At 72.0% G+C, this 23,803-nt stretch carries 23 protein-coding genes; 9 read left to right on the forward strand and 14 right to left on the reverse strand.

All coding sequences use genetic code 11. The features are described from left to right. Positions 1–55: 55 nt before the first annotated feature. Positions 56–2,182 carry a hypothetical protein gene (locus tag ABZ234_RS20395; RefSeq protein WP_355013116.1) on the forward strand — a complete coding sequence of 709 codons (2,127 nt, stop codon included), beginning with the start codon at positions 56–58 and terminating at the stop codon, positions 2,180–2,182. A gap of 143 nt (positions 2,183–2,325) precedes the next feature. Here the strand turns inward: ABZ234_RS20395 and ABZ234_RS20400 are convergent, their stop codons facing one another. Next, positions 2,326–3,033 (reverse strand): methyltransferase domain-containing protein, encoded by a 708-nt coding sequence (locus tag ABZ234_RS20400; protein WP_267947564.1) that lies wholly within the window; start codon positions 3,031–3,033, stop codon positions 2,326–2,328. A 193-nt stretch (positions 3,034–3,226) separates the two neighbouring features. Between ABZ234_RS20400 and ABZ234_RS20405 the strand changes: the two genes are divergently transcribed. The 4 genes from ABZ234_RS20405 to ABZ234_RS20420 all read left to right on the forward strand — a co-directional run bounded on the left by ABZ234_RS20405 (position 3,227) and on the right by ABZ234_RS20420 (position 7,230). Continuing rightward, on the forward strand, positions 3,227–4,060 hold the full coding sequence (locus ABZ234_RS20405) for an SDR family oxidoreductase (RefSeq protein ID WP_355013117.1): 834 nt from the start codon (positions 3,227–3,229) through the stop codon (positions 4,058–4,060). 135 nt (positions 4,061–4,195) lie between these two features. Next, complete coding sequence (locus tag ABZ234_RS20410; RefSeq protein ID WP_014913038.1) at positions 4,196–4,459, forward strand: phosphoribosyl-ATP diphosphatase; 264 nt, start codon at positions 4,196–4,198, stop codon at positions 4,457–4,459. Positions 4,460–4,540: 81 nt separating this feature from the next. Further along, complete coding sequence (gene hisG / locus ABZ234_RS20415) at positions 4,541–5,395, forward strand: ATP phosphoribosyltransferase (protein ID WP_355013118.1); 855 nt, start codon at positions 4,541–4,543, stop codon at positions 5,393–5,395. Positions 5,396–5,538: 143 nt separating this feature from the next. Continuing rightward, positions 5,539–7,230, forward strand: a complete 1,692-nt coding sequence (locus tag ABZ234_RS20420; protein WP_355013119.1) for a hypothetical protein — start codon at positions 5,539–5,541, stop codon at positions 7,228–7,230. Between the two features lie 19 nt (positions 7,231–7,249). On the opposite strand, the gene ABZ234_RS20425 is transcribed toward ABZ234_RS20420, so the two are convergent. From ABZ234_RS20425 to ABZ234_RS20435, 3 genes are all read right to left on the reverse strand, one after another. Next, positions 7,250–7,678 (reverse strand): MauE/DoxX family redox-associated membrane protein, encoded by a 429-nt coding sequence (locus ABZ234_RS20425; RefSeq protein WP_355013120.1) that lies wholly within the window; start codon positions 7,676–7,678, stop codon positions 7,250–7,252. Positions 7,679–7,891: 213 nt separating this feature from the next. Beyond that, positions 7,892–8,104, reverse strand: a complete 213-nt coding sequence (locus ABZ234_RS20430) for a YbdD/YjiX family protein (protein ID WP_267947569.1) — start codon at positions 8,102–8,104, stop codon at positions 7,892–7,894. A gap of 3 nt (positions 8,105–8,107) precedes the next feature. Further along, positions 8,108–10,354 carry a carbon starvation CstA family protein gene (locus ABZ234_RS20435; RefSeq protein ID WP_355013121.1) on the reverse strand — a complete coding sequence of 749 codons (2,247 nt, stop codon included), beginning with the start codon at positions 10,352–10,354 and terminating at the stop codon, positions 8,108–8,110. A 226-nt stretch (positions 10,355–10,580) separates the two neighbouring features. Between ABZ234_RS20435 and ABZ234_RS20440 the strand changes: the two genes are divergently transcribed. Beyond that, positions 10,581–11,318: a spermidine synthase gene (locus tag ABZ234_RS20440; RefSeq protein ID WP_344181179.1), complete on the forward strand. Its 738-nt coding sequence runs from the start codon at positions 10,581–10,583 to the stop codon at positions 11,316–11,318. A gap of 52 nt (positions 11,319–11,370) precedes the next feature. Here ABZ234_RS20440 and ABZ234_RS20445 read toward each other — a convergent pair whose 3' ends face one another. The 7 genes from ABZ234_RS20445 to trxA all read right to left on the reverse strand — a co-directional run bounded on the left by ABZ234_RS20445 (position 11,371) and on the right by trxA (position 17,944). Continuing rightward, the gene (locus tag ABZ234_RS20445) at positions 11,371–11,586 is read right to left on the reverse strand and encodes an EF-hand domain-containing protein (RefSeq protein ID WP_267947572.1); all 216 of its coding nucleotides are present in this window, start codon (positions 11,584–11,586) and stop codon (positions 11,371–11,373) included. Positions 11,587–11,726: 140 nt separating this feature from the next. After that, positions 11,727–12,638 carry a phosphate ABC transporter permease PstA gene (pstA, locus tag ABZ234_RS20450; RefSeq protein WP_344181177.1) on the reverse strand — a complete coding sequence of 304 codons (912 nt, stop codon included), beginning with the start codon at positions 12,636–12,638 and terminating at the stop codon, positions 11,727–11,729. Further along, positions 12,635–13,642 carry a phosphate ABC transporter permease subunit PstC gene (gene pstC / locus ABZ234_RS20455; RefSeq protein ID WP_267947574.1) on the reverse strand — a complete coding sequence of 336 codons (1,008 nt, stop codon included), beginning with the start codon at positions 13,640–13,642 and terminating at the stop codon, positions 12,635–12,637. The genes pstA and pstC overlap by 4 nt, the downstream gene beginning before the upstream one ends. A 112-nt stretch (positions 13,643–13,754) precedes the next feature. After that, positions 13,755–14,903, reverse strand: a complete 1,149-nt coding sequence (gene pstS / locus ABZ234_RS20460) for a phosphate ABC transporter substrate-binding protein PstS (protein WP_355013122.1) — start codon at positions 14,901–14,903, stop codon at positions 13,755–13,757. A 391-nt stretch (positions 14,904–15,294) separates the two neighbouring features. Next, positions 15,295–16,092, reverse strand: a complete 798-nt coding sequence (locus ABZ234_RS20465) for a response regulator transcription factor (protein ID WP_267947576.1) — start codon at positions 16,090–16,092, stop codon at positions 15,295–15,297. Positions 16,093–16,411: 319 nt separating this feature from the next. Further along, the gene (gene pstB / locus ABZ234_RS20470; protein WP_267947577.1) at positions 16,412–17,284 is read right to left on the reverse strand and encodes a phosphate ABC transporter ATP-binding protein PstB; all 873 of its coding nucleotides are present in this window, start codon (positions 17,282–17,284) and stop codon (positions 16,412–16,414) included. Between the two features lie 285 nt (positions 17,285–17,569). Next, positions 17,570–17,944, reverse strand: a complete 375-nt coding sequence (gene trxA / locus ABZ234_RS20475; RefSeq protein ID WP_267947578.1) for a thioredoxin — start codon at positions 17,942–17,944, stop codon at positions 17,570–17,572. A 273-nt stretch (positions 17,945–18,217) separates the two neighbouring features. On the opposite strand from trxA, the gene ABZ234_RS20480 reads away from it, so the two are divergent. After that, positions 18,218–18,583 carry a DUF202 domain-containing protein gene (locus tag ABZ234_RS20480; RefSeq protein ID WP_355013123.1) on the forward strand — a complete coding sequence of 122 codons (366 nt, stop codon included), beginning with the start codon at positions 18,218–18,220 and terminating at the stop codon, positions 18,581–18,583. After that, positions 18,580–18,954: a DUF202 domain-containing protein gene (locus ABZ234_RS20485; protein ID WP_355013124.1), complete on the forward strand. Its 375-nt coding sequence runs from the start codon at positions 18,580–18,582 to the stop codon at positions 18,952–18,954. Before ABZ234_RS20480 ends, ABZ234_RS20485 begins: the two co-directional genes overlap by 4 nt. Before the next feature lie 216 nt (positions 18,955–19,170). On the opposite strand, the gene ABZ234_RS20490 is transcribed toward ABZ234_RS20485, so the two are convergent. From ABZ234_RS20490 to ABZ234_RS20500, 3 genes are all read right to left on the reverse strand, one after another. Beyond that, positions 19,171–20,154 carry an SDR family NAD(P)-dependent oxidoreductase gene (locus tag ABZ234_RS20490; RefSeq protein ID WP_355013125.1) on the reverse strand — a complete coding sequence of 328 codons (984 nt, stop codon included), beginning with the start codon at positions 20,152–20,154 and terminating at the stop codon, positions 19,171–19,173. Positions 20,155–20,257: 103 nt separating this feature from the next. Continuing rightward, a complete protein-coding gene (locus ABZ234_RS20495; RefSeq protein ID WP_267947582.1) occupies positions 20,258–20,971 on the reverse strand; it encodes a PIG-L family deacetylase in 714 nt (237 codons plus the stop codon). A gap of 113 nt (positions 20,972–21,084) precedes the next feature. Continuing rightward, positions 21,085–21,792 (reverse strand): WbqC family protein, encoded by a 708-nt coding sequence (locus tag ABZ234_RS20500; RefSeq protein WP_355013136.1) that lies wholly within the window; start codon positions 21,790–21,792, stop codon positions 21,085–21,087. 394 nt (positions 21,793–22,186) lie between these two features. Here ABZ234_RS20500 and ABZ234_RS20505 point away from each other — a divergent pair, with 394 nt between their 5' ends. Then, positions 22,187–23,725, forward strand: a complete 1,539-nt coding sequence (locus ABZ234_RS20505) for a glycosyltransferase (protein WP_355013126.1) — start codon at positions 22,187–22,189, stop codon at positions 23,723–23,725. Positions 23,726–23,803: the final 78 nt, after the last annotated feature.

The raw sequence follows: 23,803 nt of genomic DNA on the forward strand, positions 1-23,803 counted from the left end.
CGCGCGACCGGGTCGCGCGCTCCCCCGATCAGCCGCCGCCACGGAGGAATCCGCCATGACCGACCCCCTCACCTGGGCCGCCGACGTGTACGACGTGCCATGGGACACGTTGGAGGACCTGGACGGGCCCGCGACCGGGATCCCGGGCCTGCTGGTCCAGGCGTTCGACCCCTCCCCGCAGGAGGCCGTCGACGCGGTCGAGGAGATCGCGGACCGCGTCGACACCACGGTGCGGCTGTGGGTCCCCGTCCCCGAACCCGACGTGCTCACCTCGTCCGTCCCCGCGCTGCTGCCCTTCCTCGTCCGGATCGCCTCCGACCGCGACCGCCCGGACGAGGCCCGTGTGGCCGCGCTGAACCTGGTGGCCGACCTGGCCGACCTCGCCCACAGGGTCCGGCCGGAGCACCTGGACGCCGCGTGGCCGGGGGCGTGGGCCGACCAGGGGCCGCGTGTCGAAGCCCTCCTCGGCGACCCCCACCCGTCCGTGCTCCTGCTCGCCGTGGACGCGCTCGCCCGCGAGCCCCGGACGGCGCCCCGCCTGCTCCGGGTGCTGCGCGACCGCTGGGAGGCCGTCGGGCACGGCGCGGACGGCGGGCACGGCGCGGACGGCGCGGACGGCGCACAGGACGCCTCCGGGGGCGCCGGAGCGCCCCCGCGGCGCGACCGCGCGGGTAGCGGGGCGGGGGAGGCGGCCGACCGGCGGACCCGCCTCCGGCTGCTGACCCGCGCCGTCCGGCTGCTGGGCTCCGCACCCGGGCCGACCCCGTCGGACGTCAGGTCCTGGCTCCTCGACCGCGGAAAGCGCGGGGACCTGGACGAGCGCATGGTGGTGGCGTTCGCGTCCCCGGCCCTCGTCCCGGAGGACCCCCTGCCCCTGGTCCTGGAGGGGATCGCCGGGGAGGGTGCCGGCCCCGCCGCCGGGAGGCCGCTGTGGCTGGAGGTCGCCGCCCTCGCCCCGGCGGGCGACGCCCTCCGGGTCAGGCACGGGCTCCGCCTCGTCGCGAGGGCCCTCGCCGGGGACCGGCAGGGCAGGGAGCGGATCGTCGACGCCCTGATCGGCCACCCGCGCGCCCCGGTGCGCCTCGGCGCCGTGCGGCTCGCACGCGACCTCGTCGCCGAGTACCGCTCGGCCGGGGAGCGGTGGGCGGGGCCGGCGGGCGCGCTGCTCGACGATCCCGACCCCGGCGTCCGCACCTGGAGCCTCCAGCTCCTGGCCGTGGCCGGTGGTGCGGCCGGCCCCTGCGCGGACCGCCTGGCCGCGCTCGCCGAGGCGGACGGGGAGGGCTCCGACACGGCACTGCTCACCCTCGCACTCGTCGGCGACGCCCGCGCCGCCACGCTGCTCCTGGCGCGCGCCGACCGGCCCCGCTTCGGGTTCGGCCGGGGCGGACCCCACCACACCTCCGGGCCCGGCCCGGAGGACGTCCTCGGCCGGCTCCCGGCGCACGCGGACGTCCTGCTGCCGCACCTGCGCGAGCGGCTCCGCGGCGGGGACGCGGACACGGAGGTCCTGCTCCGCTCCCTGGCGGGGTGGGGGCCGGCCGCGGCGCCGCTGGCCGACGACGTGGCCGCCCTCCTCGACGACCGCGCGCTCGCCGGAGCGGCCCTGCGGGTGCTGGCCGGGATCGGTCCGGCCGCCGCCGCCCACGCCGACCGGGTCCGGGCCTCGGGCGGGGTGGAGGCGGCGCACGCCCACCACCGGATCACGGGCGACGCGGGAACCGCCCTCGACCTTCTCGGGCCCCCGAGCCGGCAGCTCGTGCGGGACGAGCGGGTCCAGGTGCTCCTGGACGGGATCGGCCCTCCGGCGGACCGCTTCGCCCCCCACCTGCGCGAACACCTGGAGGACCACCTGGCATCGGGCTGCCTGAGGGAGACGCGCGCCCTGAGCGCACTGTGGAGCACCACCGGGGACACCCCGCTCGTCCTCCGGTGCCTGCTCTCCCCGCGCAACCGTGTCCTGACCACGTGGGCGGCCACCCGCGTCGGCCCTCCGGCGGTGCGGCTGCTGGGCCGGATCGGGCCGGACGCGGCCGAGGCCCTGCCGCCGCTGCGCGCGCTCCGGGACTCCGGGCGCAGTGCGCTGCCGAGCTGGACCGACGCGAGCTGGCGCGACGCCCTGAGGGACCGGCGGCTCGTGGACGACGTGCGGGAGGCGATCGGGCGGATCGGGGCCGGGTGACCGGCGCGGGGACGCGGCGGGACCGCCCCGCCGCGCCCCCGGATCCCCGTGCGGTCCCGCCGGGGGCGCGCGGCGGACCCGGACACGTGAGCGGGCCCGCCGCGGCTGCGGCGGGCCCGGTGGACGGAGCGGTCGGGGAGGGGTCAGCCGGTCTTCCCGGGCTTGCGCAGGTGGTGCACCCACGCGGGCGGGACGTTCGCGAACACCTTGTCGGAGCGGATGCCGTACCGGTCGATCCAGTCCTGGACCAGCCAGCTCGTGCGGGCCTGGCGGAGGTAGTCCTCGCGCCGGGCGATGACCGCCTTGACCTCCTTCGTGTACAGGTAGCCGTAGAAGGAGAGGGTGCCGCCCGGTTCGAGGACCTCGAAGTAGTAGTCGAGGATGTCCCGGACCGCGTCCGCCGTGAAGTTGGCGAAGGGCAGGCCCGACACGATCACGTCGTACCTGCGGTCCCTCCCCATGTCGTTGACGAGCTTGGCGTGCACCGTCGCGGAGTCGGCGACCGGCGACATGGCCGGGTCGCTCCTCAGCAGCTCCTCGACATGGGCGGCGAACTCGGGGTTGGACTCGACCAGGTCCAGGGTGTCGCCGGGGATCATCGCGGCCGCGATGCCCCGGCTGATCGCGCCGGTCCCGGCGCCCGCCTCCAGGATGCGCACGGGCTTGTCGGGGACGGGGCGGCTGCGGACGTACTCCGCCATCGAGTGCGCCAGCGCGGCACTGCTGGGAAGGATGGAACCGGTCGCGTGGAACGTGCGTAGCGCTTGGCTGAAGAACAGCCTGGTGTCGCGCAGGCGCTCCTCCAGCCTGAGAGAGGAAAGTGGTCCGGCGGGGCTCTGGATCTCGGACATACCCGAACGCTAACGCCTCCGGCCCCCCGAGGGGGAGGCGACGCGACCGCCTTCCGGCGGAATACCAGGTCAGGGCGGGGTGTGCAGAACCACACCGGGAAATCGGGAACCCCCCGGCCTCTCGTCCCGCACGTGCGCGCGCGACCCGGACCGCGCCCCGGCCCCCCGCGCGGCAACGCCCTACCCTGGGGATATGAGCGAACCGGCGAAGTCCCCCGAGCCCCCCGCCCGCACCCGGACCGCCCTGGTGACCGGAGCCTCCACCGGCATCGGGGAGGAGTACGCCCGCAGGCTGGCCGAACGCGGCTACTCCCTCGTCCTGGTGGCCAGGCGCGGGGACGTCCTCGACGCGCTCGCCGAGGAGATCGCCGACCGCTACGGCGTGGACGTCCGGCCGCTCGCCGCCGACCTCGGCACCGACGAGGGGCTCGCCCCCGTCGTCGAGCGGCTCCGGGCCGACGGCAGCGGAGCCGAGCCCCCCGTCGACCTGCTGGTCAACAACGCCGGGCGCGGGGACGGCGGGACCTTCGCCGAGCAGGAGCCCGACGAGATCGACTCCATGCTCGACCTCAACGTGCGCGCCGTCCTCCACCTGGCCCGCGCGGTCCTGCCGGTGCAGATCGCCCGCCGCGAGGCCGGCGACACCCGGACCAGGCTCGGCGTCATCAACGTGTCCTCCCTCGCGGGCGAGATCGCCGCGAACCCCGGCGGCTCCGTCTACGGCGCGGGCAAGAAGTTCGTCACCCTGTGGAGCGAGAGCGTCGCGGCCGAGGTCTCACGGCACGACGTGCACGTCACCGTCGTCCTGCCGGGCTTCGTCCGCACCGACATGACCCTGGGCGTCCAGAAGAGCGGTCTGCCCGCGTTCGCGTTCGTCCCCAAGGACCAGGTCGTCCGCGAGTCGCTCGTCGCCTGGGCGGCGGGCCGACCCAGCGTGGTCCCCGGCGGGCAGTACAAGGCCGCGAGCGGCATCCTCCGGCTCCTGCCCAGAACGCTCGTACGCGCCACCGCCCGCCGCGTCTGGTGAGGAGGCTGCGGGGCGGGCGGAGGGCGGTGTGGCGAAAACCGCCGCCCACATGCTGAGACATCCCCGGGCCGGTGCGGCGCCGGGCCTCCGGAGCGCCTACCCTGGTACCGCATCTGTCGGTCGAGGAAAGACACCATGAAGACCTTCGAAGAGCTGTTCGCCGAGCTGTCCGAGAAGGCGCGCTCCCGCCCCGAGGGGTCCGGGACCGTCGCCCAGCTCGACGCCGGCGTCCATGCCATCGGCAAGAAGGTCGTCGAGGAGGCCGCAGAGGTCTGGATGGCCGCCGAGTACGAATCGGACGAGCAGGCCGCCGAAGAGATCTCCCAGCTCCTCTACCACCTCCAGGTTCTGATGCTGGCCCGTGGCCTGCGGCTCGAGGACGTCTACAAGCATCTGTAGGTCGGTCCTCGCGCCCGCCGCGGCGCGTACCGGCCCGGACGTCTCCTCACCCGTACGCACAGCCCACAGAAAGCCATGAACATGCCCGACATGTTGAGAATCGCCGTGCCCAACAAGGGCCAGCTCTCCGAACCCGCCGTCGAGATGCTCCGCGAGGCCGGGTACCGGCAGCGCAAGAGCAGCCGCGACCTGGTCATGGTCGACCCGGAGAACGACACCGAGTTCTTCTTCCTGCGACCCAAGGACATCGCCGTCTACGTCGGCGAGGGCATCCTCCAGGCCGGGATCACCGGCCGCGACATGCTGCTGGACTCCGGCGCGCCCGTGGACGAGGTCCTGGCGCTGGGCTTCGGCGGCTCCACGTTCCGGTTCGCCGCCCCCAACGGCGCGGGCATGACGCTGGCCGACCTCAACGGCAAGCGCATCGCGACCTCCTTCGACGAGCTGCTGCGCGCCCACCTCGCGGAGAAGGGCGTCGACGCCCGCGTCATCCACCTGGACGGTGCGGTCGAGAGCTCCGTCCAGCTGGGCGTGGCGGACGCCGTCGCGGACGTGGTCTCCACCGGGACCACCCTGCGCCAGGCCGGCATGGAGACCTTCGGCGAGCCGATCCTGGTGTCCGAGGCTGTCGTCATCCGGCCGACCGGCGCCGGGGACGACCCCAAGATCGAGACGCTGATCCGCCGCCTGAAGGGCGTCCTGGTCGCCCGCGACTACGTGATGATGGACTACGACGTGCACGCCGAGCACCTGGAGGCCGCGGTCGCGCTCACCCCGGGCATGGAGGGGCCGACGGTCTCCCCGCTGCACCGGGAGGGCTGGGTCGCCGTCCGGTCGATGGTGCCGCGCAAGGCCGCCCAGCAGATCATGGACGACCTGTGGACGCTCGGCGCCCGCGCCATCCTGGTCACCGACATATACGCCTGCCGGCTCTGACCCCTCCGGCGGCACACGCCTGACACGGGCCCCGCGACGACCGTCGCGGGGCCCGGACCCCTGAGCGGCGGCGGGGCGCCGCGCGGGCGCGACGGTGGAGGCCGCCGAGTCTGCTTGACGGTGGTCTGTGTCAGGATGCCCGAATGATCGAAGACTTCCGCGGTGCCGTCAGCGCCGTGGCCGAAGCCGCCGAGAACCAGCCCTCCCAGCTGCGCGCCGCCGTCAGCGCGGTCTTCCGACTGGCCGACCGGGTTCCCGCCGACGCCCGGGTCGAGGGCCTCGCCGCGCTGACCGGGACCCTGCGCGCCCACCAGTGGTCGGCGGGCGTCGCCGCCGACATCGCCCTGCTCTGCGGGGCGCTGGTGGAGAGCGGCGTCCCCGCCGGGCCCGCCGGGGTCGAGGTCATGCGCCAGCTCGCCGAGTACGGCAAGCTGGCAGGGGTCTTCCTGCACGTGTGGCAGAAGACCGGGGACGACGCCCCGCCCCACCCCAGTGAGGTCGGCGAGGCCTCGGAGGAGCGCGTCACGCCCGAGCTCGAACAGCTGGCGCCCCTCGCCACCACCGGCTGGTGGGTGTCGCACCGCTACGGCCTGGCCGCCAAGACGATGCTGTGCGACCCCGGCGTGCGCGCCGCCCTGCGCGAGGACCCCCGGACGCTGGGGGAGCTGGTCGTCATCGCCGGGCAGCTGGGTCCGCACGTCGAGGAGTACGGCGAGATCGCCGAACTGCTGCGCATGGCCGAGGCCGACCGCATGGTGGTCCTCCACCGGCAGTCCGCCCGCGTCTTCCGGGTCCGGTTCGACGGGGTCTCGGACAACTTCCAGCTGCACACCCTGCTGGAGGACGCGCTGGTCGGGGACCGGGGGCTCGCCGTCCCCGGGCGCCGCCCGCTCCCGGAGTGGGTGGCCTCCGCCACCGACCTCCGTGACGACCCGCGCACGTCGATCGTCGAGGGCCAGTGGGACCTGGTCGGTGTCGGCGGTACCTGGGTCGACCGCGAGGCGGCCCCGGGCGCGGTCCCCGTCGTGGACGGCGAGCGCGCCGTGGTGCTGGAGCCGATCTCGCTCCCGCACAGCTGGCGGACCGGCCGCCGCCACCCGCACATCGACGGCTGGCTGCGGGTCGAGGAGGAGCTGTCCCCGGAGGAGGGGGCGGAGTGGTGGAACCGGGCCCACCCGCCCGGCGCAGTGGTGCACCCGATGCTCCCCGCCCCGCCGCCCGTGCCCGAACCGGGGCCGGGGGCCCCGCCGGCCCCGGCGGAGCCGTGGGGCGTGCCCCAGGCGTACCGGCACGACTTCGTGCCCCCGCCCCTCCCGGACCACGGGGGGTCCGACCGCGCACCGGGGGCCGGGTCCCCGGACACGGCCGCCCCGGCCCGCGTCGCGCGGCACTCGCGGGACGACGGGCGGGGGGAGGCCGAGCCCACGGACGAGCGCACGGTTCCCGCCCCGCACGGGTCCTGGGGGGAGCCGCCGGCCGACAGCGGGGGCGCCCCGGGGCACGGGGCCCCCGGCGCCGCGTCCGGTCACCGGGCCGGGGCGCCGGAGCCGTGGGACGCGCCTGTGCCGCCGGAGACCTGGGACGCGCCGGCGGACGAGCGCACGGTCCCCGCCCCGCACGGGTCCTGGGAGGACCCCCGGGGGCCCGGTGAGGACTTCGCGGGGGAGTCCGCGGAGTCCGTTCCGCCGCCTCCGCCGGGCGCGGGACCCGGGGACCGGAGCGCCCGCCCGGTCCCCGCGCACGCGGCGACCACGCCCCCGGGCGCCGTCCACATGGACCCGCTCCCCGAGGGCGTCTCGGACAGCTCCGGCTGGGGTCCCTCCTGGAAGGACTGACCCCGGCGCCCGCGGGTCCTCAGCCCCGCGGGCCGTCGGCCCGGTGAGGGGCCGGCCGTGACTGGAGCGCGGCCCAGATCAACGGGATCTGGAGCGGCACCCGCCCCCAGGCGACCAGCTTGCCGTCTGCGGGGCCGGGCAGCCTGCCCGACCCCGCGTCCAGGGCCATGCGCACGTTGGCGGGCCACACGGCGAGCAGCAGCGCGGCGCTCGCCGGACCGGCCCACCGCCTGCGCGTGAGCAGGCCCGCCCCGCAGACCAGCTCGGCGGCGCCGCTGCCGTACACCCACGCCTCCGGCTTCGGCAGGCTGCGGGGCATGATCGCCCGGAAGGGCCCGGGCGCGGCGAAGTGCAGTACGCCCGACGCCACGAACAGGCCGCCGAGCGCGTACGGGGCGGCTCCGCGCACCTTGGACAGCAGGCCGCCGGTCCGCTTCGAGGGGGTCATGGTCTCTCCTTCTGGGCCGGGGGTCCGCGCCGGTCAGCCTCAAACTACTCGCTGGTAGCCTCCGGGGCCCGCTCCGCCCCGGGGCCGCGTGCGACCGGCGGGGCCCGGTCCGCCCCACCGCCCGGATCCCGGCCGCGCCGGTGCGGACCCTCCCCCGACGCCGAGGGCCCCGGAACCCGAAGGGGGTTCCGGGGCCCTCACGGGACCGGCGCCTCAGCAGCAGCGCGCACCGGGGTCGGTGTCGCCCTTGTCCGTGTGGTGGCGCCAGAAGACGCGCTCGGTCATCGGCTCCTCGCCCGGGTGCTCCCGGGCGTGGTGCTCCAGGTAGATCTCGTAGGCCCTCGCGCCCACGACGCCCCGGGCGATCTGCCACGCCTCCCGGAGGCCGCGCGCCAGGTTCGCCCCGAACTCCGGGCGTGCCCGCATGCCCTACTCCTTCTCCGCTTCCGGGGACCCGCCCCCGGCTTCCCCGTCCGTCCCCCGCGCGCCCTCGGCGCCCACGGCGGCGAGCCGCTCGGAGAACTCCTTCTCCGCCCTGGTGGGGACGAGACCGGACGGCGCCCAGATCTTCGACTCCTCGTAGGGAGCCTCGGTGAGGGGCAGCGTACCGTCGGGGGCCCGCAGCGCCTTGATCCACACCCGGACCGAGTCGACCAGGATGATGACGATCAGCAGCGCGAACAGGGCCGACAGGACGCCGTCCACGGTCGTGTTCACCACGACCTGGCGCATCGCCTCCTCCCCCTGGATGGCGCCGACGCTCGTCTCGCCGTTGGCGAGGGCGTCGGAGAACTGCCGGCGCTGGGCGAAGAAGCCGATCTTCGGGTCGGCCGAGAACACCTTCTGGTAGCTGGCGGTCAGCGTGACCACCGCGTCCCACGCCAGCGGCACCAGCGTCACCCACGCGTACTTGGCGCGGCCCGACTTGATCAGCAGCGTCGTGCACACCGCCAGGGCGACCGCCGCCAGCAGCTGGTTGGCGATGCCGAACAGCGGGAACAGCTGGTTGATGCCGCCGAGCGGGTCGTTGACGCCCGCCCACAGGAAGTAGCCCCACGCGGCCACGATCACCGCGCTGCAGAACCACGCCCCGGGCTTCCAGCTCGGGTCGCGCATGGGCTTGTACACGTTGCCCAGGGTGTCCTGGAGCATGAAGCGGCCCACCCGGGTGCCGGCGTCCACGGTGGTGAGGATGAACAGCGCCTCGAACATGACCGCGAAGTGGTACCAGAACGCCATCATGGCGTCCCCGCCGAACACCTCCGAGAAGATGTACGCGGCGCCGAGGGCGAACGTCGGCGCACCGCCGGTGCGCGCGAGGATCGAGTCCTCCTCGATCAGGTCGGCCGTGTGCTGGAGCGTCGCGGCGTCGATGGTGAAGCCGAGCTGGCTCACCGCCTGCGCGGCGCTCTCCACGCTGTCGCCCAGGGCGGTCGCGGGCATGTTCATCGAGAAGTACACGCCCGGGTCGATGATGCAGGCCGCGATCAGGGCCATGATCGCCACGAACGACTCGGTCAGCATCGAGCCGTAGCCGATCATCCTGACCTGGCCCTCCTTCTCGATGAGCTTCGGGGTGGTCCCCGACGAGATGAGGGCGTGGAAGCCGGACAGGGCGCCGCAGGCGATGGTGATGAACACGAACGGGAACAGCGAACCGGCGAACACCGGGCCCTGGCCGTTGAACGCGAACTCGGTGAACTGCGGGAGCTGGAGCTTCGGCATCGCCACGAGGATCGACACCGCGAGCAGCACGACCACGCCGACCTTCATGAAGGTCGACAGGTAGTCGCGCGGGGCCAGCAGCAGCCACACCGGCAGGACCGAGGCGACGAAGCCGTAGACGATCAGGCCGAAGGTCAGCTCGTTCGGCGTGAACAGGAAGACCTCGCGCAGCACCGCGTGCTCGGCCACCCAGCCGCCGCCGACGATGGAGAGCAGGAGCAGCACCACGCCGATGGCGGAGGTCTCCATGACCTTGCCCGGCCGCAGATAGCGGAGGTACACCCCCATGAACAGGGCGATCGGGATCGTCATGATCAAGGAGAACGAGCCCCACGGGGATTCCGCGAGCGCGTTGACCACGACCATGGCGAGCACGGCGAGCAGGATGACCATGATCGCCATGACGGCGACCAGCGCGGCGATGCCGCCGACCGGGCCGATCTCCTCGCGGGCCATCTGGCCGAGCGAGCGGCCGTTGCGCCGGGTGGAGAAGAACAGCACCACCATGTCCTGCACGGCGCCGGCGAAGATGACGCCGAGGATGATCCAGATCGTGCCCGGCAGGTAGCCCATCTGGGCGGCCAGGACGGGGCCGACCAGGGGACCGGCGCCCGCGATGGCCGCGAAGTGGTGGCCGAACAGGACCCGGCGGTCGGTCGGGTGGAAGTCCGCCCCGTTGTTGAGGCGCTCCGCGGGGGTGGCCCGGGTGTCGTCGGTCAGCAGCACCTTGTACTGGATGAACCGCGCGTAGAACCGGTACCCGATCGCGTAGGACGAGAGCGCGGCGAAGATCAGCCAGGCGGCCGAGATCTCCTCGCCGCGGTTGATCGCGATGACGCCCCACGCGAGTGCTCCCACCAGGGCGACGGCGATCCAGAGGGCGATGCTCCGGGGTGTCCATTTCGGCTTGGGCGGCTGCGCCGCCTGCCTACTGATCGGAACAGAGGACATCCGATCATTCTCCTCTTCTCGCTGGCAACCACCAGGGAGGATCCGGTGGTCTGGTAGCGACCATCGTGCCCAGGGGAGGCGTTGTAGCCGGCGTCACAAAGACACCGATTGGATCACGGATTCAACACCCGGGGAACTTTCCCGTAACACGTGTTTCCGGGTGTCCGGGGCCTTCGCCGGTGCGGAGGAGTACGGCGGTGCGGGGCGGCACGGGCACAATGTGGAGATGAACCAGCGAATCCCGGACACCGCCCCCTCCACGGACTTCTCCGCACTGGAAGACGGTGCCGTCACCCTCGCGAGGGTGACCGGCGAGACCGGGGGCGACCTCGTGCTCCGCCGCGTGGGGGCCCACTACGAGATCTACAGCAACGGGGTGTTCCTCATGGACACCCGCGACGGCACCTCCGAGAGGGAGATGGTGCGCGCCGGCCTGGCGGCCCTCCCGGACGGCCGCTCCCGTGCCCGCGTCCTCATCGGGGGGCTGGGCGTGGGCTTCTCGGCGAGGGAGGCCCTGGAGAACCCCAAGGTGTCGCTCGTGGACGTCGTCGAACTCGAACCCCAGGTGATCGCCTGGCACGACGGCGAACTGGGGGAGGCCGCCGAGTACGTCCACCGGGACCCGCGGTGCCGCGTGCACAACGCCGACATCGTGGCGTGGCTGGCGGCGGCGTCGGCGAAGGAGAAGCCTCCCCGCTACGACGTGATCTGCCTGGACACCGACAACGGACCCGACTGGACGGTGGTCGAGAACAACAACCGCCTCTACGAGGCGGCGGGACTGGAGCAGCTCGCCCGCCTGATGGCGCCCGGCGGGGTCCTGGCCTTCTGGAGCGCCAACGAGGTGGAGAGCTTCGAGGTCCTGCTGCGCGGGCACTTCGCGGAGGTCGAGGTCATGGAGGTGACGGTCTCGCACAGCGTGCCGGACGTGGTCTACCTGGTCAGCGGGCCCAAGGCCCCGTGACCGGTCCGCCGGGGGCCGGCCCGGCCGCGCCGGCCCCCGGCGGTGGGCGGGCTCAGGCCCTGTTCCGCGCCATGTAGCGGGCGAACTCCTCCAGGGAGATGCGGGAGTCGCCGTCGCCGTCCATGGAGCGGACCACCTCGGCGGCCTGCTCCTCGGTGCACTCGTCGCCGAGGTTGTGCATGAGCGACGCCAGCTCCTGGGCGGAGATGCGCCCGTCGCCGTCGGTGTCGACGAGGGCGAACGTGGCCGCGTACTCGGTGGTGGGCATCTGTGGCTCCAGGGGTCGGGGTGTGTTCGGCGAAAGGCTACCGGGGGCCCGGCGCTCCGGGGAAGCGCCGGACGCCCCGGACACGGGAAGGGGCCGCGCACACCGGCGCGGCCCCTGGATCCCTGCTCCCCGGCGTCTTCCTACCGGGAGCCCACGGACGCCCGCGAGCCGATCCACCGCGCGACGATGGTGAACAGCACGACCAGGACGAACAGGCACAGGGCCGCGCCCCAGGCGCGGTCGACGCCGGCCTCGAACGGCTGGGCGGCGCCCCGGTACAGCTGCATCGGCACGGCGCCCTGCGGCGAGCCCTGCATGGCCGTGACGATCAGGCCCGAGCCGAAGGCCGTCAGCAGCAGCGGAGCCGTCTCGCCGATGCCGCGGGCGATCGCCAGCATCGAGCCGGTGGTCAGGCCGGGCGCGGCGGCGGGCAGCACCGTGTGCACGATGGTCTGCCACTTGCGCGCGCCGAGGCCGTAGCTGGCGTTGCGGAGCTCGTTGGGCACCAGGCGGAGCATCTCCTCCGCCGAGCGCGTCACGATCGGCAGCATCATCACCGCGATCGCCACGGCGCCCACGAACGTGCCGAAGCCCATCCCGCCCCAGCCGATCACCAGAAGGCCGTACACGAAGAGGCCGACGAAGATCGAGGGGATGCCCGTCATCACGTCGGTGAAGAAGCGGATCGAGGAGGTCAGCCTGTTCGGGCCGTACTCCACGATGTACACCGCCGTCGCGATGCCGAACGGGATCGACATCAGGACCGCCAGCGCCATGATGTACAGCGTGCCGACGAAACCGGCCGCGTAGCCGCCGCCCTCGCGGCGGGGCGGGGGCTCGGTCTGGGTGAAGAAGTCCAGGTTGACCACGCCGATGCCGCGCCGGGTGACCTCGAAGATGATGAGGACCAGCGGGATCATGGCGAGGACCATCGCGGCGGTCAGGACCACCGTCGCGGAGCGGTTCTTGAACCTGCGGAACCCGGAGCCGGGGGGACGCTGGCTCAGCGGGGCGGGCCGTGCGGCCGGAGGGGTGGTGGTCGTGGTGCTCATACGGCGGCGTCTCCCGTGAACTGTCCCAGGCGCCACACGATGACGCGGGCCAGGATGTTGACGATCATCGTGACGAGGAACAGGGCGACACCGATCGCCATCAGCCCGGTCCTGGTCTCCGGCGAGGACTCGCCGAAGGTCGCGGCGATGTGCGACGCCATGCTGCTGCCGGTGCCGAACAGGCTCGCGCCCCATCCCTGGGACCCGCCGATCAGCATCAGCACGGCGATGGTCTCGCCCAGGGCTCGGCCCAGGCCCAGCATCGCGGCGGCCACGATGCCCGAGAAGCTGGCGGGCAGGACCACCTTGGTGATGACCTCCCACCGGGTCGACCCCAGCGCGTAGGCCGCCATCTGCTGCTCCAGCGGCTGGACGGCGACGACCTCGCGGATGATGGCGGTCATGATCGGCAGGATCATGATGGCGAGGACGATGCCGGCGGGCAGGTAGCCGACGCCGCGCACCGGGCCCTCGAAGAGGAAGAACCAGCCCATCGCGCCTTCGAGCCATTCGAAGAACGGCCGCATGACGTTGGGCAGGAACCAGTGCAGGCCCCACAGGCCGAAGATGACGCTGGGCACCGCGGCGAGCAGCTCGACCGTGTAGGAGAGCGGCTTGGCGATGCGGCGCGGCGCCAGGTGGGTGAGGTAGACGGCGACCATGATCGACAGCGGCAGCGCGATGGCGATCGCGATCACCGACGTGATCAGGGTGCCGTAGATGAACGGCCAGGCGCCGTAGGTGCCGGTGATCTCCGTGCGGGAGCCGCCGGCCGTCCACTCCTCCCCGATGAGGAAGCCGAAGAACCCCTCCTTCGCGAAGACGGGCCAGGCCTCGGTCGTGGTCCGGATGACCATCAGCGCCAGGATGACCAGCACGATGGTGCCGCAGGCCGCGACGACCCACTTGAAGATCGGGTCTGCCAGGCGCCCCTTGCCGGACGTGAGCGTCCCCCGCCGGGGGGCCTCGGGGGCCTGCGGGGCCTCGGGGGCCTCGGTGGACATGTGCTTCTCCTCTGTGGCTTTCGTGGGAGTGGAGAGCGGCCCGCCCCGGCGCCTCGGGACGGAGGGGATGGGGCGGGGCCGGGGTAACGGGTACCCCGGCCCCGCTGGAGGGTTACTCCGTCGCTTCGGCGTCCTCTTCGGCGCCGGTGTCAGCGTCGGCGTCGCCGCCGCCGTTCTCGGAGTTGGTCTTCTCCAGCTCGGTGATGACGCGCTCGGTCAGCTCCTCGTTGAGCGGGGCGTAGCCCAGCTCGCCGGCCAGGTCCTGGGCGCCCTGGTCGGTCAGGGCCCAGGTCCAGAAGTCGATGATCGCGTCGGCGTTGGCCTGGTCGTAGCCGCAGGTGTAGGTGAAGATCCAGTTGGATCCGGCGATCGGGTAGCCCTCGCCGCCGATGTTGTCGATCGAGAACTGGAAGTTGTCCGGGATCTCGGCCTCGCCGGTGGCGGCGATCGTCGACTCCAGGGTCGGCTCGATCGGGGTGCCGTCCTCGTTGACGATGTGGGCGACGGCCAGGTCGGCCTCCTGGGCGAAGGACTGGTTCACGTAGCCCAGGCCGCCCGGGTTCTGGGTGATGCCCTGCGCGACGCCGTCGTTCTGCTGGCCGCCGACCAGGCCGTCGGCCCAGTCCAGCTCCTTGCCCTCGCCGTACTCGTCCGCCCACGACTCGACCTCGGTGGTCAGGTAGTGCGAGAACACGTAGGTGGTGCCGGAGCTGTCGGAGCGGTGGACCGGGATGATCTCGTCGCTCGGCAGGTCCATGTCCGGGTTGAGCTCGGCGATCGCCGGGTCGTCGAACGTGGTGATCTCGGTGGAGTAGATCCCCGCGAGGGTCTCCGCGTCCAGGACGAGGCCGTCCAGGTCGGGGTTGCTCAGGGCGATGACGACCGCGCCGAACACGACGGGGAACTGCACGGCCTCACAGCCGCGGGCCTCGGCGGCGGCCGCGAGGTCGTCCTCGCCCAGGAACTCCTCGGAGGAGCCGAAGTCGACGGTCTGCTCCAGGAACTGCTCGACGCCCGCACCGGAGCCGACGCTCTGGTAGTTGACGCTGACCCCGGGCTGCACGCCGTTGGAGTACTCGTAGATCCAGTCCTGGAACAGGGGGTCGGGGAAGCTGGCACCGGCGCCGGTCAGCTGCGCGCTGAGATCGCCGCCGCCACCACCGTCTGCACCGTCGCCTGCCGCGTCGCCGCCGCCACCGCACGCCGTGGCGAGCAGGGGGATGGCTGCCAGGACGGCGAGCTTGGAACGCCCGTTGCGCATGTCGTAGTTCTCCTCGTTGAATCACCGCTGTCGGGGCTGACGTAAAACGACAGTAAGCGTGCAGAAAGTCGCGCTGACATCGAAATGGAGGCCGGTTGGTAGAAGGCGGGTGAATGCGAAGTGAATGGGGGTAACCGTTTAATAACGGCGGGGCGTTTCCGTGGTTGTCGACTTCTGTCATGCGCCCGGGACTCACGGTGATGACCTGCGGGTATGCCGACTCCTGTGCGGGTTTCGCCGTGACCGACCGGCAAGGAAGGTGACGTGTCCGGTTGCCCTTCGGTTCACCTTCGCGTGTGTCGATCGGCGAAGTGACGCCTACATGAACAATGGGTCGCTCCGGCGCCTGCTGGAGGACCCTGGATGTTCGTCGGTAGCTTTTTGTATGTGGTCAGCCACCATTCGCGGTATCGAGACGGTAGCCGATTCCGCGCACCGTGTGGATGAACCGGGGCTGGGCCTCGGAGTCGCCCAGCTTGTGTCTCAGGCGGCGGATGTGTACGGCGATCGTGTTGTTCACCGGAGGCAGGGGCTTGTGCCACACCTCGGTCCACAGCTCCTCGCGGCTGACCACCCGCCCGTTGTTGCGCAGCAGGAAGTCCATGATCCCGAACTCACGCAGGGCCAGGTTGACCGGGTTGCCGTCCACGAACAGCCGGTGTCCCAGGGCGTCGAGCTCCAGCGCCCCCGAACGGAGCGCGGACGGCGACGCCCCGCTGTCCGGTCCGCCCCCGTCCGCGCCGGGGAGCGAACCGCGCAGCAGGGCCGCCAGTTCCGGGATCCGGTAGGGGCGGCTCACGCACGCCGTCGCGCCGGCCGCCAGCGCCCTCATCGCCCGCTGGGAGTCGCCCGGCCCCACCCCGATGAGTATCGGGATCTCGGTCGCCCGGCGGGTGACCCGCACCAGCGTCTCCAGGTCCACCTCGGGCGGGTTCGCACTGGTCACCAGCGTGTCCGGACGCATCATTCCCACCCGCAGCAGCGCCTCCGCGCCGTCCACGCACACCGTGATGTCCACGTCGTGGCCGCTCAGCGACAGCACCAGCTGGTGGGACTGCTCCGACTCCGGTTCGACCAGCAGGACCCGCAGCGGGCCCTCCCACCGCTCCGGGCGCTCGACCGGGTCCGCGTCGCCCAGGGCGCCCGGGGTGGGAGAGGGGACGGACGCGGAGGGCGTGAGCGCGGGCATGGGGGTCCACTTCGTCGAAGGTGCGGGAGAGGGGCGGCCCCGTCGCGGCCGGTCCGGCCGACCGTCCCGTCGCCGGCCGCCCGGGCCGATCGGCCGAGGCGGCCCGCCATCGCCGGTCGCCCGGGTGGGACCGCAGGACCGCAGGGCCGATCGGCCGAGGCGGCCCACCATCGCTGGTCGCCCCGGTGGGGCCGCAGAGCTAGGGCTGATCAGCCGAGGCGGCCCACCATCGCTGGTCGCCCGGGTGGGGACGGCTGGGGCCGATTAGCCGAAGCGACCCGCCATCGCTGGCCGCCCGGGTGGGGACGGCTGGGGCCGATCAGCCGAAGCGGCCAGCGATATAGTCCTCGGTCCTCTGGTCGGACGGCTTGCTGAAGATCGTGGTGGTCTCGTCGTACTCGACGAGGCTGCCGTAGCGGTCGCCCGCGTCGTCCACCCCGGCGGTGAAGAACGCGGTCCGGTCGGACACGCGCGCGGCCTGCTGCATGTTGTGGGTCACGATGACGATGGTGTACTCGCTGGCCAGCTGGTACATCAGGTCCTCGATCTTGAGGGTCGCGATGGGGTCGAGCGCGGAGCACGGCTCGTCCATCAGGATCACCTCGGGGTTCACCGCGATCGTGCGCGCGATGCACAGGCGCTGCTGCTGGCCGCCGGAGAGGGCGAACGCGCTCTCCTTGAGCTTGTCCTTGACCTCGTCCCACAGGGCGGCCTTGGTCAGCGTCTCCTCGACCAGGTCGTCCATGTTGCCGCGGGCGCCGTTGATGCGCGGGCCGTAGGCCACGTTGTCGTAGATCGACTTCGGGAACGGGTTGGGCTTCTGGAAGACCATGCCGATCCGGCGGCGCACCTCGATCGGGTCGACCTCCGAGGCGTACAGGTCCTCGCCGTGGTAGGTCACCCGCCCCTCGATGCGGGCGCCGGGGATGAGGTCGTTCATCCGGTTGAGGGTCCGCAGGACGGTGCTCTTGCCGCAGCCGGACGGGCCGATCATCGCGGTGATCTGGCGCGGCCCGACCTTGAGGTTCACGTCGCGCACGGCCTTGTTGGACCCGTAGTAGATCGAGAGGCCGGAGACGTCGAAGACGGGGTCTCCGAGGTCGGGGACCTCGCGGTTGTACCGGACGGTGTCGGGTGCGACGCCGCGACCGGACTCGGTGCCGCGAGGGGACGCGGTGTTGCTGACAGACATGGGTCCACTTCCGGGTCGGACGGTGCTTGCGCGGTCATGGGGGGCAGAACCGGCGGAGCGCGGTCGAATACCATGCAAATCCGTCCACATGAAGGCCGAGTGAACGATCCTCGTGGCGAAGGTGAACGTGGGCGGTGAACTCGGAGGCGTTCCGAACGCGGAACGTTGCGCTTCCGTCACCGAAGGAGGGTGCGGACGTGGCGGTCCCGTGCCCGGACATGCGAACGCCCGGCCCTCCCGCCGTCGCGGGAGGGCCGGGCGCAGGGTCTTCCCGGCGCCGCCCGGTTACTCCGGGGCGTCGCCGCCCTGCTCGGTGATCTTCTGGCGCACCTCGTCCATGTCCAGCTCCTTGGCCTGGGTGATCAGGCTCTCCAACGCCTCGGAGGGCAGAGCGCCGGGCTCGTTGTAGATGACGGTGCGCTCGCGCACGATCATCAGCGTCGGGATGGACTGGATCTTGAACTCGAAAGCCAGCTCGCGCTGCGCCTCGGTGTCCACCTTGGCGTGCACGATGTCGGTGTGGGTGTCCGCGGACTTCTCGAAGACCGGGGCGAACTGCCGGCAGGGACCGCACCAGTCCGCCCAGAAGTCGATGAGGACGAAGTCGTTGTCCTTCAGCGTCTCCGCGAAGTTGTCCTTGGTGAGCTCGACCGTGGGCACGTGGTCTCCTGATCTCTTCGTTGGTTGGTGTCGACCGTCGGCCAACCGCCATCTCTCAGTCCTACAGCGGTCGTGCCCACTCGTTTGTTCCGCATGCGTTCCCGGGGCCACGGACCCGTGTCCAGGACAAGAGGTTTCCGACACAACACGTGTTGCATACCTGTTTGGGAGGAAAGGAGCTCGGCGGCTAGGGTCGGTCGGAGGGGCGCGGATTCCTCGTGGGGAACCGTGGCCGGACGGGGACGGAGCGCGCGGAGCGCCAGGTGGACGGGGGTGGCCGTGAAGGACGATGCGGCGCCCGGGGACGGCGCCCGGGAGCGGGACGTCGACTACCGGTTCACCCTCGCGAACGAGCGGACCTTCCTCGCCTGGGTCAGGACGTCCCTGGCCCTCCTCGCCGGAGCCGTCGCGGTGCTGCACCTGCTCCCCCTGGGATGGGCGGAGTGGCCCCGCACCGCGGTCGGCCTGCTGCTCGCGGCGCTCGCCGGGGTCATCACGGTCTACGCGCCGCTGCGCTGGTACCGCGTGCAGAGGATCATGAGCCGGGGCGGGACCCTGCGGCTGAGCCTGCTCCCCCTGGTCACCACGTTCGCGGTGGGGCTGGTGTGCGCCCTCGTCCTGCTGGGCAACCTCCTGTGAACGCGCCCGTCGACCGCGACGACCCCGGGCTGCAGCCCGAACGCACCCTGATGTCGTGGCAGCGGACGCTCATCCTCCTCGCCGTGGTGGGCCTGCTGTTCATGCGCGGCTCGCTCACGAACGACGTCGACAGCGTCCTCCAGGCGTCCCCGCCGGTGCGCGTGGCCACGGCGGCCGCGCTGCTGGCCGTGTGCGCCGTGCTCGCCTTCCACCTGTGGTGGCGCTGGCGCCGGATCGGCTACGGCACCCGGGACCCGGGGACGGGCGGGCCCCCGCCGGCCGTCGCCAGGCCGTGGGCCATGGCGTTCCTGTGCTCGTCGGTGCTCGCGCTGAGCGTGGTCCTGGTGCTGACGGTGCTGGCGGGCTCCTGAGGGGCCGGTTCCGGCGTCCCCTGGCGTCCTGCCCCTATGCCCTGGCCGGGCTGGTCGGCGGGGGTCCGGCGCCGTCACTCCTGTCCCTCCGCGGGCGCGGTGCGCGCCGGGGGTCCGCCGGAGCGGGCGGCCACCCCTCCCGGGCGCGGTGTCCGGGGTCCCTGCGTCGGAGCCGGCTGGGGCGGGGAGGCGCCCCGTGCCGGACCGGCCGGGTTCCTACGCGGGGGCGGGCACGGGCGGCGCCGTGCTCCGGTGCTCCACGATCGACCGGATGATGTCGTTGAGGTCGCGCTCGGGCCGGTAGCCGACCAGGCGCCCGGCCAGGGAGGTGTCGGGGTAGCGGCGCTGCATGTCCTCGTAGCCCTCCCCGTACGCCTCCTCGTAGTCGATGTAGGTGATCGGGCTCGCGGAGCCGGTGAGCTCGACGACCCGGTCGGCCAGGCCCTTGATCGAGATCTCCTCGTGGCCCCCCAGGTTGACGGCCTGGTTGTAGGCCTCGGGGGTCTCCATCAGTCTGAGGAGGCCGGGCACCACGTCGAACACCGAGCCGAAGCAGCGGCGCTGCGTCCCGGTGCCGTACACGGTGATCGGCTCCCCGGCCATCGCCTGGTCGACGAACCGGGGGACGACCATGCCGTAGCGGCCGGTCTGCCGGGGGCCGACCACGTTGAAGAAGCGGGCGATGACGCACGGGACGCCGGACTCGGTCCCGTGCACGTAGGCGATCAGCTCGTCCAGCCCCTTGGCCGCGGCGTAGGACCACCGGCTCTTGGTCGCGGACCCGTAGATCCGGTCGTCGCCCTCCTTGAGCCCGTCGGCGTCGTTCTTGCCGTAGACCTCGCTGGTGGACGCGATCATGTACGGCACGCGGTGCGCGACGGCCGCCTCCACCACGTTCTCCGTCCCGTGCAGGTTGATCCGCAGGGAGCGCAGCGGGTTGTCGACGATGTTGTAGACGCCGACGGCCGCGGCGAGGTGGAACACGGTGTCCGCCTCCGCGACCAGCGCGTCGACCAGCTCCCTGTCCAGGACGTCCCCGCGCACGAAGCGGAATCCGGGTGAGCCCTCCACCCGGGAGAGGTTCGCGGCGGAACCGGTCGACAGGTCGTCCAGGACCGTCACCCGGTGTCCCCGCGAGACCAGGTGGTCGCACAGGTGAGAGCCGATGAACCCGGCTCCTCCGGTCACTACAGCCTTCATGGTTTCCCCTCCACTACGAGCGGTGTGCGTTGAGGTGCTTCCAGCGTTGCGCGAGCGGGGCGCGTGTCGGAGAAGTGCGTGGACCGGGGCGGGGCCCGGTCGTTCAGGCCAGGCAGCGGAGCACGTGGAACCCCTCCCCGAGCGCGACCCCGGCCTGCATGCCGCGGAGCACGGCGAGGCTGCGCAGGGTCGGTTCGGAGCGCGTGTGCGGGTGCCTGTGGCTCTGCGAGCCGTACAGCTCCATGGCGTGGAGCTTGTCCGCCAGTTGGGACTCGTCGAGTTCGACGACGAGGTTCGGCGGCGCCACCGGCTCCGATCGCCACTGGTCGGCGGCCTCCTCGTAGGCCAGCACCAGGCGCGGGTGGTGGCGCAGGGCGGTGTCGGAGGGGCGCAGGGCGGTGTGCACGGCCTCGGCGGTGGCCTGGTGGTCCTGGTTGTAGCTGGTGCGGTGCGGCGCGAGCACCACGGTCGGCCGGAGCCGTTCGACCGACAGGGGGCTCTCCCGCTCGATCAGCCGGGTCAGGTCCACCCGGGCGACGGTGTCGAGCCGCAGGTGGTGGGCGTCGCCGGGGAGGGCCATGTGCCAGTCGTCCCAGCGGAAGTGGTCGGAGACCTTCTTGATCTCCGCGTAGCGCTCCTCGGCGGTGGAGAAGCCCTTCGGCGACTGGTCGGCGGTGTCCCCGACGGTGAGGAACTGGACGAACACCTCGGCTCCGGCGCTCTTGGCCTTGCTCATGAGGCCGCCGCAGCCGAGCGTCTCGTCGTCCGGGTGGGGGGCGTAGACCAGGATCCGTTCCTGGGACCAGTCCGTCGTCATGCCGGTGTGCCGTCCTTTGCCGAGGTGGGGGCGATCGTGGTTGTCCCGAACCCGTGGAGCGGTCCCGTGCCCGCGGTCGCGGGCGGGGTGCCGACCCGCGTGCCGACACGCGGTCAGCTCCGGGTCCGTGCCTGCCGGAGCACCTGGAGCGCGTCCGGCCCGGCGTTGAGAAGGAGGTCGATCGCCGACAGGCGCGGCACGAAGCCGGCTCCGGCGGGCAGGTGCTGCGGGTAGACCGGATGCCGGAAGTCCTGCCATTCGACGCCGATCCCGTAGCGGCGCAGGGCCCCGGTGTCCAGGTAGTCCCTGGCACCGTCCCCCGAGAGCATGATGTCCGCGCCGGTCTTGGCACAGATCTGGGCGAGCAGTTCGCTCTTGCGCCCCGGGAAGTCCCCGATCTCGCTGGCGAGCAGCACCGGGGTGTCGATCCCGAAGCAGCGCATCAGCATGCGGGTCGTCTCCGTGGCGAGCTCCGCGAGGCCGTCCCACTCCGTTTCGTACAGATGGGCGATCTCATCGCGGTATTCGCGCCAGTACGGCGCTCTGCGGTAACAGTGTTCCGAGAGTGCCTTGTAGTGCTTGATCCGCCATTGGCGCCCGTTGTCAATGCGCTTGTCCAGTATGCGATCATCGCGGTTGCCCTGGTTGACCGGCACGGTGAGCAGGATGGGCTTGTCACGCCCCGCGACGTAGTTCCGGTTCTGCCAACCACGCCGTTCGAACTGCACCGTGTCCAATACGACGAAAAGGTCGGCCCGGTCGATCTTGTCGATGAGGCCCAGCCATGGCAGGTAGTGCGGCTGGTGGAGTGCCACCCGCATGACCGAGTCGGGTTCCCCGATGTCATTGCTGGTGGCAGTGTTGCTCATGGGCCTGCTGTCCTGCTTGCCGCGGGTCGGATCAGGCGAGGGGGAGGGTAAGCCGCCGATCACGCCGAGCGTTCTCCTTCTCTCCGTGGGGCACCTTTGGTGAGGATTGTCCGAGTTTTCGGGCAGCCCGGTATAAACCGAAGTGCGTACCGCTCCACCCCGGTCCTCCTCACAAATATCTTCTAATGGGTACCACCTGACGCAAGCCCGTGTATACGATTTGCGTGGCCTACATAGGACGCGAACCAGGGGCAACCACTCAGTGCCGTAGGGCGTCAACCTAACGCTGGATGTGCGGGTTCATGTCGGTCCGAAAACCGATATCTTTCGGAGGGGTCCCAGGGCTGTGCGTATCGCTCGTTTCATCGGTGGCCTGTTGACCGGGTTGATCGCCCTGGTCCTCGCTGTCGCACTCTTCGTCTACTGGTTCGCCTTCGCCGCGGACATGGCGGCCGCCGCGGGACTGGGCGCGTTCGGCTACGTGTTCCTGTGGTTGGCGTTCGGCGCCAACCTCCTCCTGTGGACCGCCGCCGGCCTCCTGCGCCTGGGCGAGGACTCGGTCCGCGCGGTGGTGCGGCCGCGCGCCCGCCGGGGCCGGGCGGTCGGGGCCGCCCCGCCGGAGCGGGTCCTGGTCGGCGCGGGCGCCTCCGAGGTGGACGCGTCCGATGCAGGCCCCCCGGGGCCGGGCGGCCCCGTCCGACCGGCGGGGCGTCACGCCTCCGGGCGGCCCGGGGGCGCGCGGGGCGACGACCCCGGTATCTCCCTGGCGGTCGTCATCCCCGCGCACAACGAGGAACCCGTCATCCACGCGGCCATCGGATCGGCGCTGAGCCTGTTCGACCGCTGGGACGTCTACGTGGTCTCGGACTCCTCCAAGGACGCCACGGCGGAGATCGCCGCCAGGACCGGCGTCAACGTGCTCGAACTGCTCACCAACCGCGGCAAGGCCGGCGCCATCGAGGCGGTCATCGAGGAGTTCTCCCTGACCGAGAACTACGGCGGTGTCCTCATCCTGGACGCCGACACCGAACTCGACCCGGGGTACGTGGAGGGGGCCAGGCGCCAGCTGGAGGACCCTTCGGTCGCCGCCGTCGCGGGCTTCGTCGTCTCGGAGTGGAAGCCGCAGGAGCGGACCATCGTCGGCAGGACCATCTCCGCCTACCGGGACCGCCTGTACTTCATGCTCCAGTACCTCATGCGGTTCGGGCAGACCTGGCGGCACGCCAACACGGCGTTCATCGTGCCGGGCTTCGCCAGCGTCTACCGCAGCGAGGCTCTGCGGGAGATCGACGTCAACCCCCCGGGGCTGGTGATCGAGGACTTCAACATGACCTTCGAGGTGCACCACAAACGCCTCGGGCGCATCTCGATGAACCCCGACACCAAGGCCTACAGCCAGGACCCCTTCACGTTCGGGGACTACTACAAGCAGGTCAGCCGGTGGACGCTCGGCTTCTGGCAGACCATCCGCAGGCACGGGATCTGGCCGAGCGTCTTCTGGGCGTTCCTCGCGCTCTACGTCGTCGAGGTCGTGCTGGTCTCCCTGGTCCTGCTGCTCACCGCGCTGCTCGGGGTGTTCGTGCTCGTGGGAACGCTCGGCGGCGAGCCCTTCGGGACGCTGCCGTTCTTCGGCGGGGCCTTCACGGCGGTGTCGGCGCTCCTGCCGCTGACGGCGATCGCGATCGGCCTGTTCATCCCGGACTACATGCTCACCTGCCTGCTGACCGTGGTCCGGCGGCGGCCGTCCTACCTGCTGTACGGCCTGTTCTTCTTCCCGATCAGGCTGGTGGACGCCTACCTGTCGCTGCGCATGGTCTCCAAGGCGTGGACCACCGACTCCGACGGCCGGTGGAGCAGTCCGGACCGCACGTCCAACAAGAGCTGAACTGCGGCGATGTGAGATTGTCCGGCCTCGTCCACCCCGGGGGGCCGTGGCCGCGGACAGCGTTTAGCCTCGAGGAGG

This window comes from Nocardiopsis sp. NPDC006198 (genome assembly GCF_040613895.1).
In the GTDB taxonomy this organism is placed as follows: domain Bacteria; phylum Actinomycetota; class Actinomycetes; order Streptosporangiales; family Streptosporangiaceae; genus Nocardiopsis; species Nocardiopsis tropica.

Coding starts and splice junctions, on each gene's coding strand:
- ABZ234_RS20490 (WP_355013125.1), bottom strand. CDS start 20,154: ATGAAGGCTGTAGTGACCGGAGGAGCCGGGTTCATCGGCTCTCACCTG.
- ABZ234_RS20440 (WP_344181179.1), top strand. CDS start 10,581: ATGAACCAGCGAATCCCGGACACCGCCCCCTCCACGGACTTCTCCGCA.
- ABZ234_RS20395 (WP_355013116.1), top strand. CDS start 56: ATGACCGACCCCCTCACCTGGGCCGCCGACGTGTACGACGTGCCATGG.
- hisG (WP_355013118.1), top strand. CDS start 4,541: ATGCCCGACATGTTGAGAATCGCCGTGCCCAACAAGGGCCAGCTCTCC.
- ABZ234_RS20445 (WP_267947572.1), bottom strand. CDS start 11,586: ATGCCCACCACCGAGTACGCGGCCACGTTCGCCCTCGTCGACACCGAC.
- ABZ234_RS20405 (WP_355013117.1), top strand. CDS start 3,227: ATGAGCGAACCGGCGAAGTCCCCCGAGCCCCCCGCCCGCACCCGGACC.
- ABZ234_RS20465 (WP_267947576.1), bottom strand. CDS start 16,092: ATGCCCGCGCTCACGCCCTCCGCGTCCGTCCCCTCTCCCACCCCGGGC.
- ABZ234_RS20420 (WP_355013119.1), top strand. CDS start 5,539: ATGATCGAAGACTTCCGCGGTGCCGTCAGCGCCGTGGCCGAAGCCGCC.
- pstA (WP_344181177.1), bottom strand. CDS start 12,638: ATGAGCACCACGACCACCACCCCTCCGGCCGCACGGCCCGCCCCGCTG.
- ABZ234_RS20400 (WP_267947564.1), bottom strand. CDS start 3,033: ATGTCCGAGATCCAGAGCCCCGCCGGACCACTTTCCTCTCTCAGGCTG.
- ABZ234_RS20495 (WP_267947582.1), bottom strand. CDS start 20,971: ATGACGACGGACTGGTCCCAGGAACGGATCCTGGTCTACGCCCCCCAC.
- ABZ234_RS20410 (WP_014913038.1), top strand. CDS start 4,196: ATGAAGACCTTCGAAGAGCTGTTCGCCGAGCTGTCCGAGAAGGCGCGC.
- ABZ234_RS20435 (WP_355013121.1), bottom strand. CDS start 10,354: ATGTCCTCTGTTCCGATCAGTAGGCAGGCGGCGCAGCCGCCCAAGCCG.
- ABZ234_RS20425 (WP_355013120.1), bottom strand. CDS start 7,678: ATGACCCCCTCGAAGCGGACCGGCGGCCTGCTGTCCAAGGTGCGCGGA.
- ABZ234_RS20500 (WP_355013136.1), bottom strand. CDS start 21,792: ATGCGGGTGGCACTCCACCAGCCGCACTACCTGCCATGGCTGGGCCTC.
- ABZ234_RS20430 (WP_267947569.1), bottom strand. CDS start 8,104: ATGCGGGCACGCCCGGAGTTCGGGGCGAACCTGGCGCGCGGCCTCCGG.
- pstS (WP_355013122.1), bottom strand. CDS start 14,903: ATGCGCAACGGGCGTTCCAAGCTCGCCGTCCTGGCAGCCATCCCCCTG.
- pstC (WP_267947574.1), bottom strand. CDS start 13,642: ATGTCCACCGAGGCCCCCGAGGCCCCGCAGGCCCCCGAGGCCCCCCGG.
- pstB (WP_267947577.1), bottom strand. CDS start 17,284: ATGTCTGTCAGCAACACCGCGTCCCCTCGCGGCACCGAGTCCGGTCGC.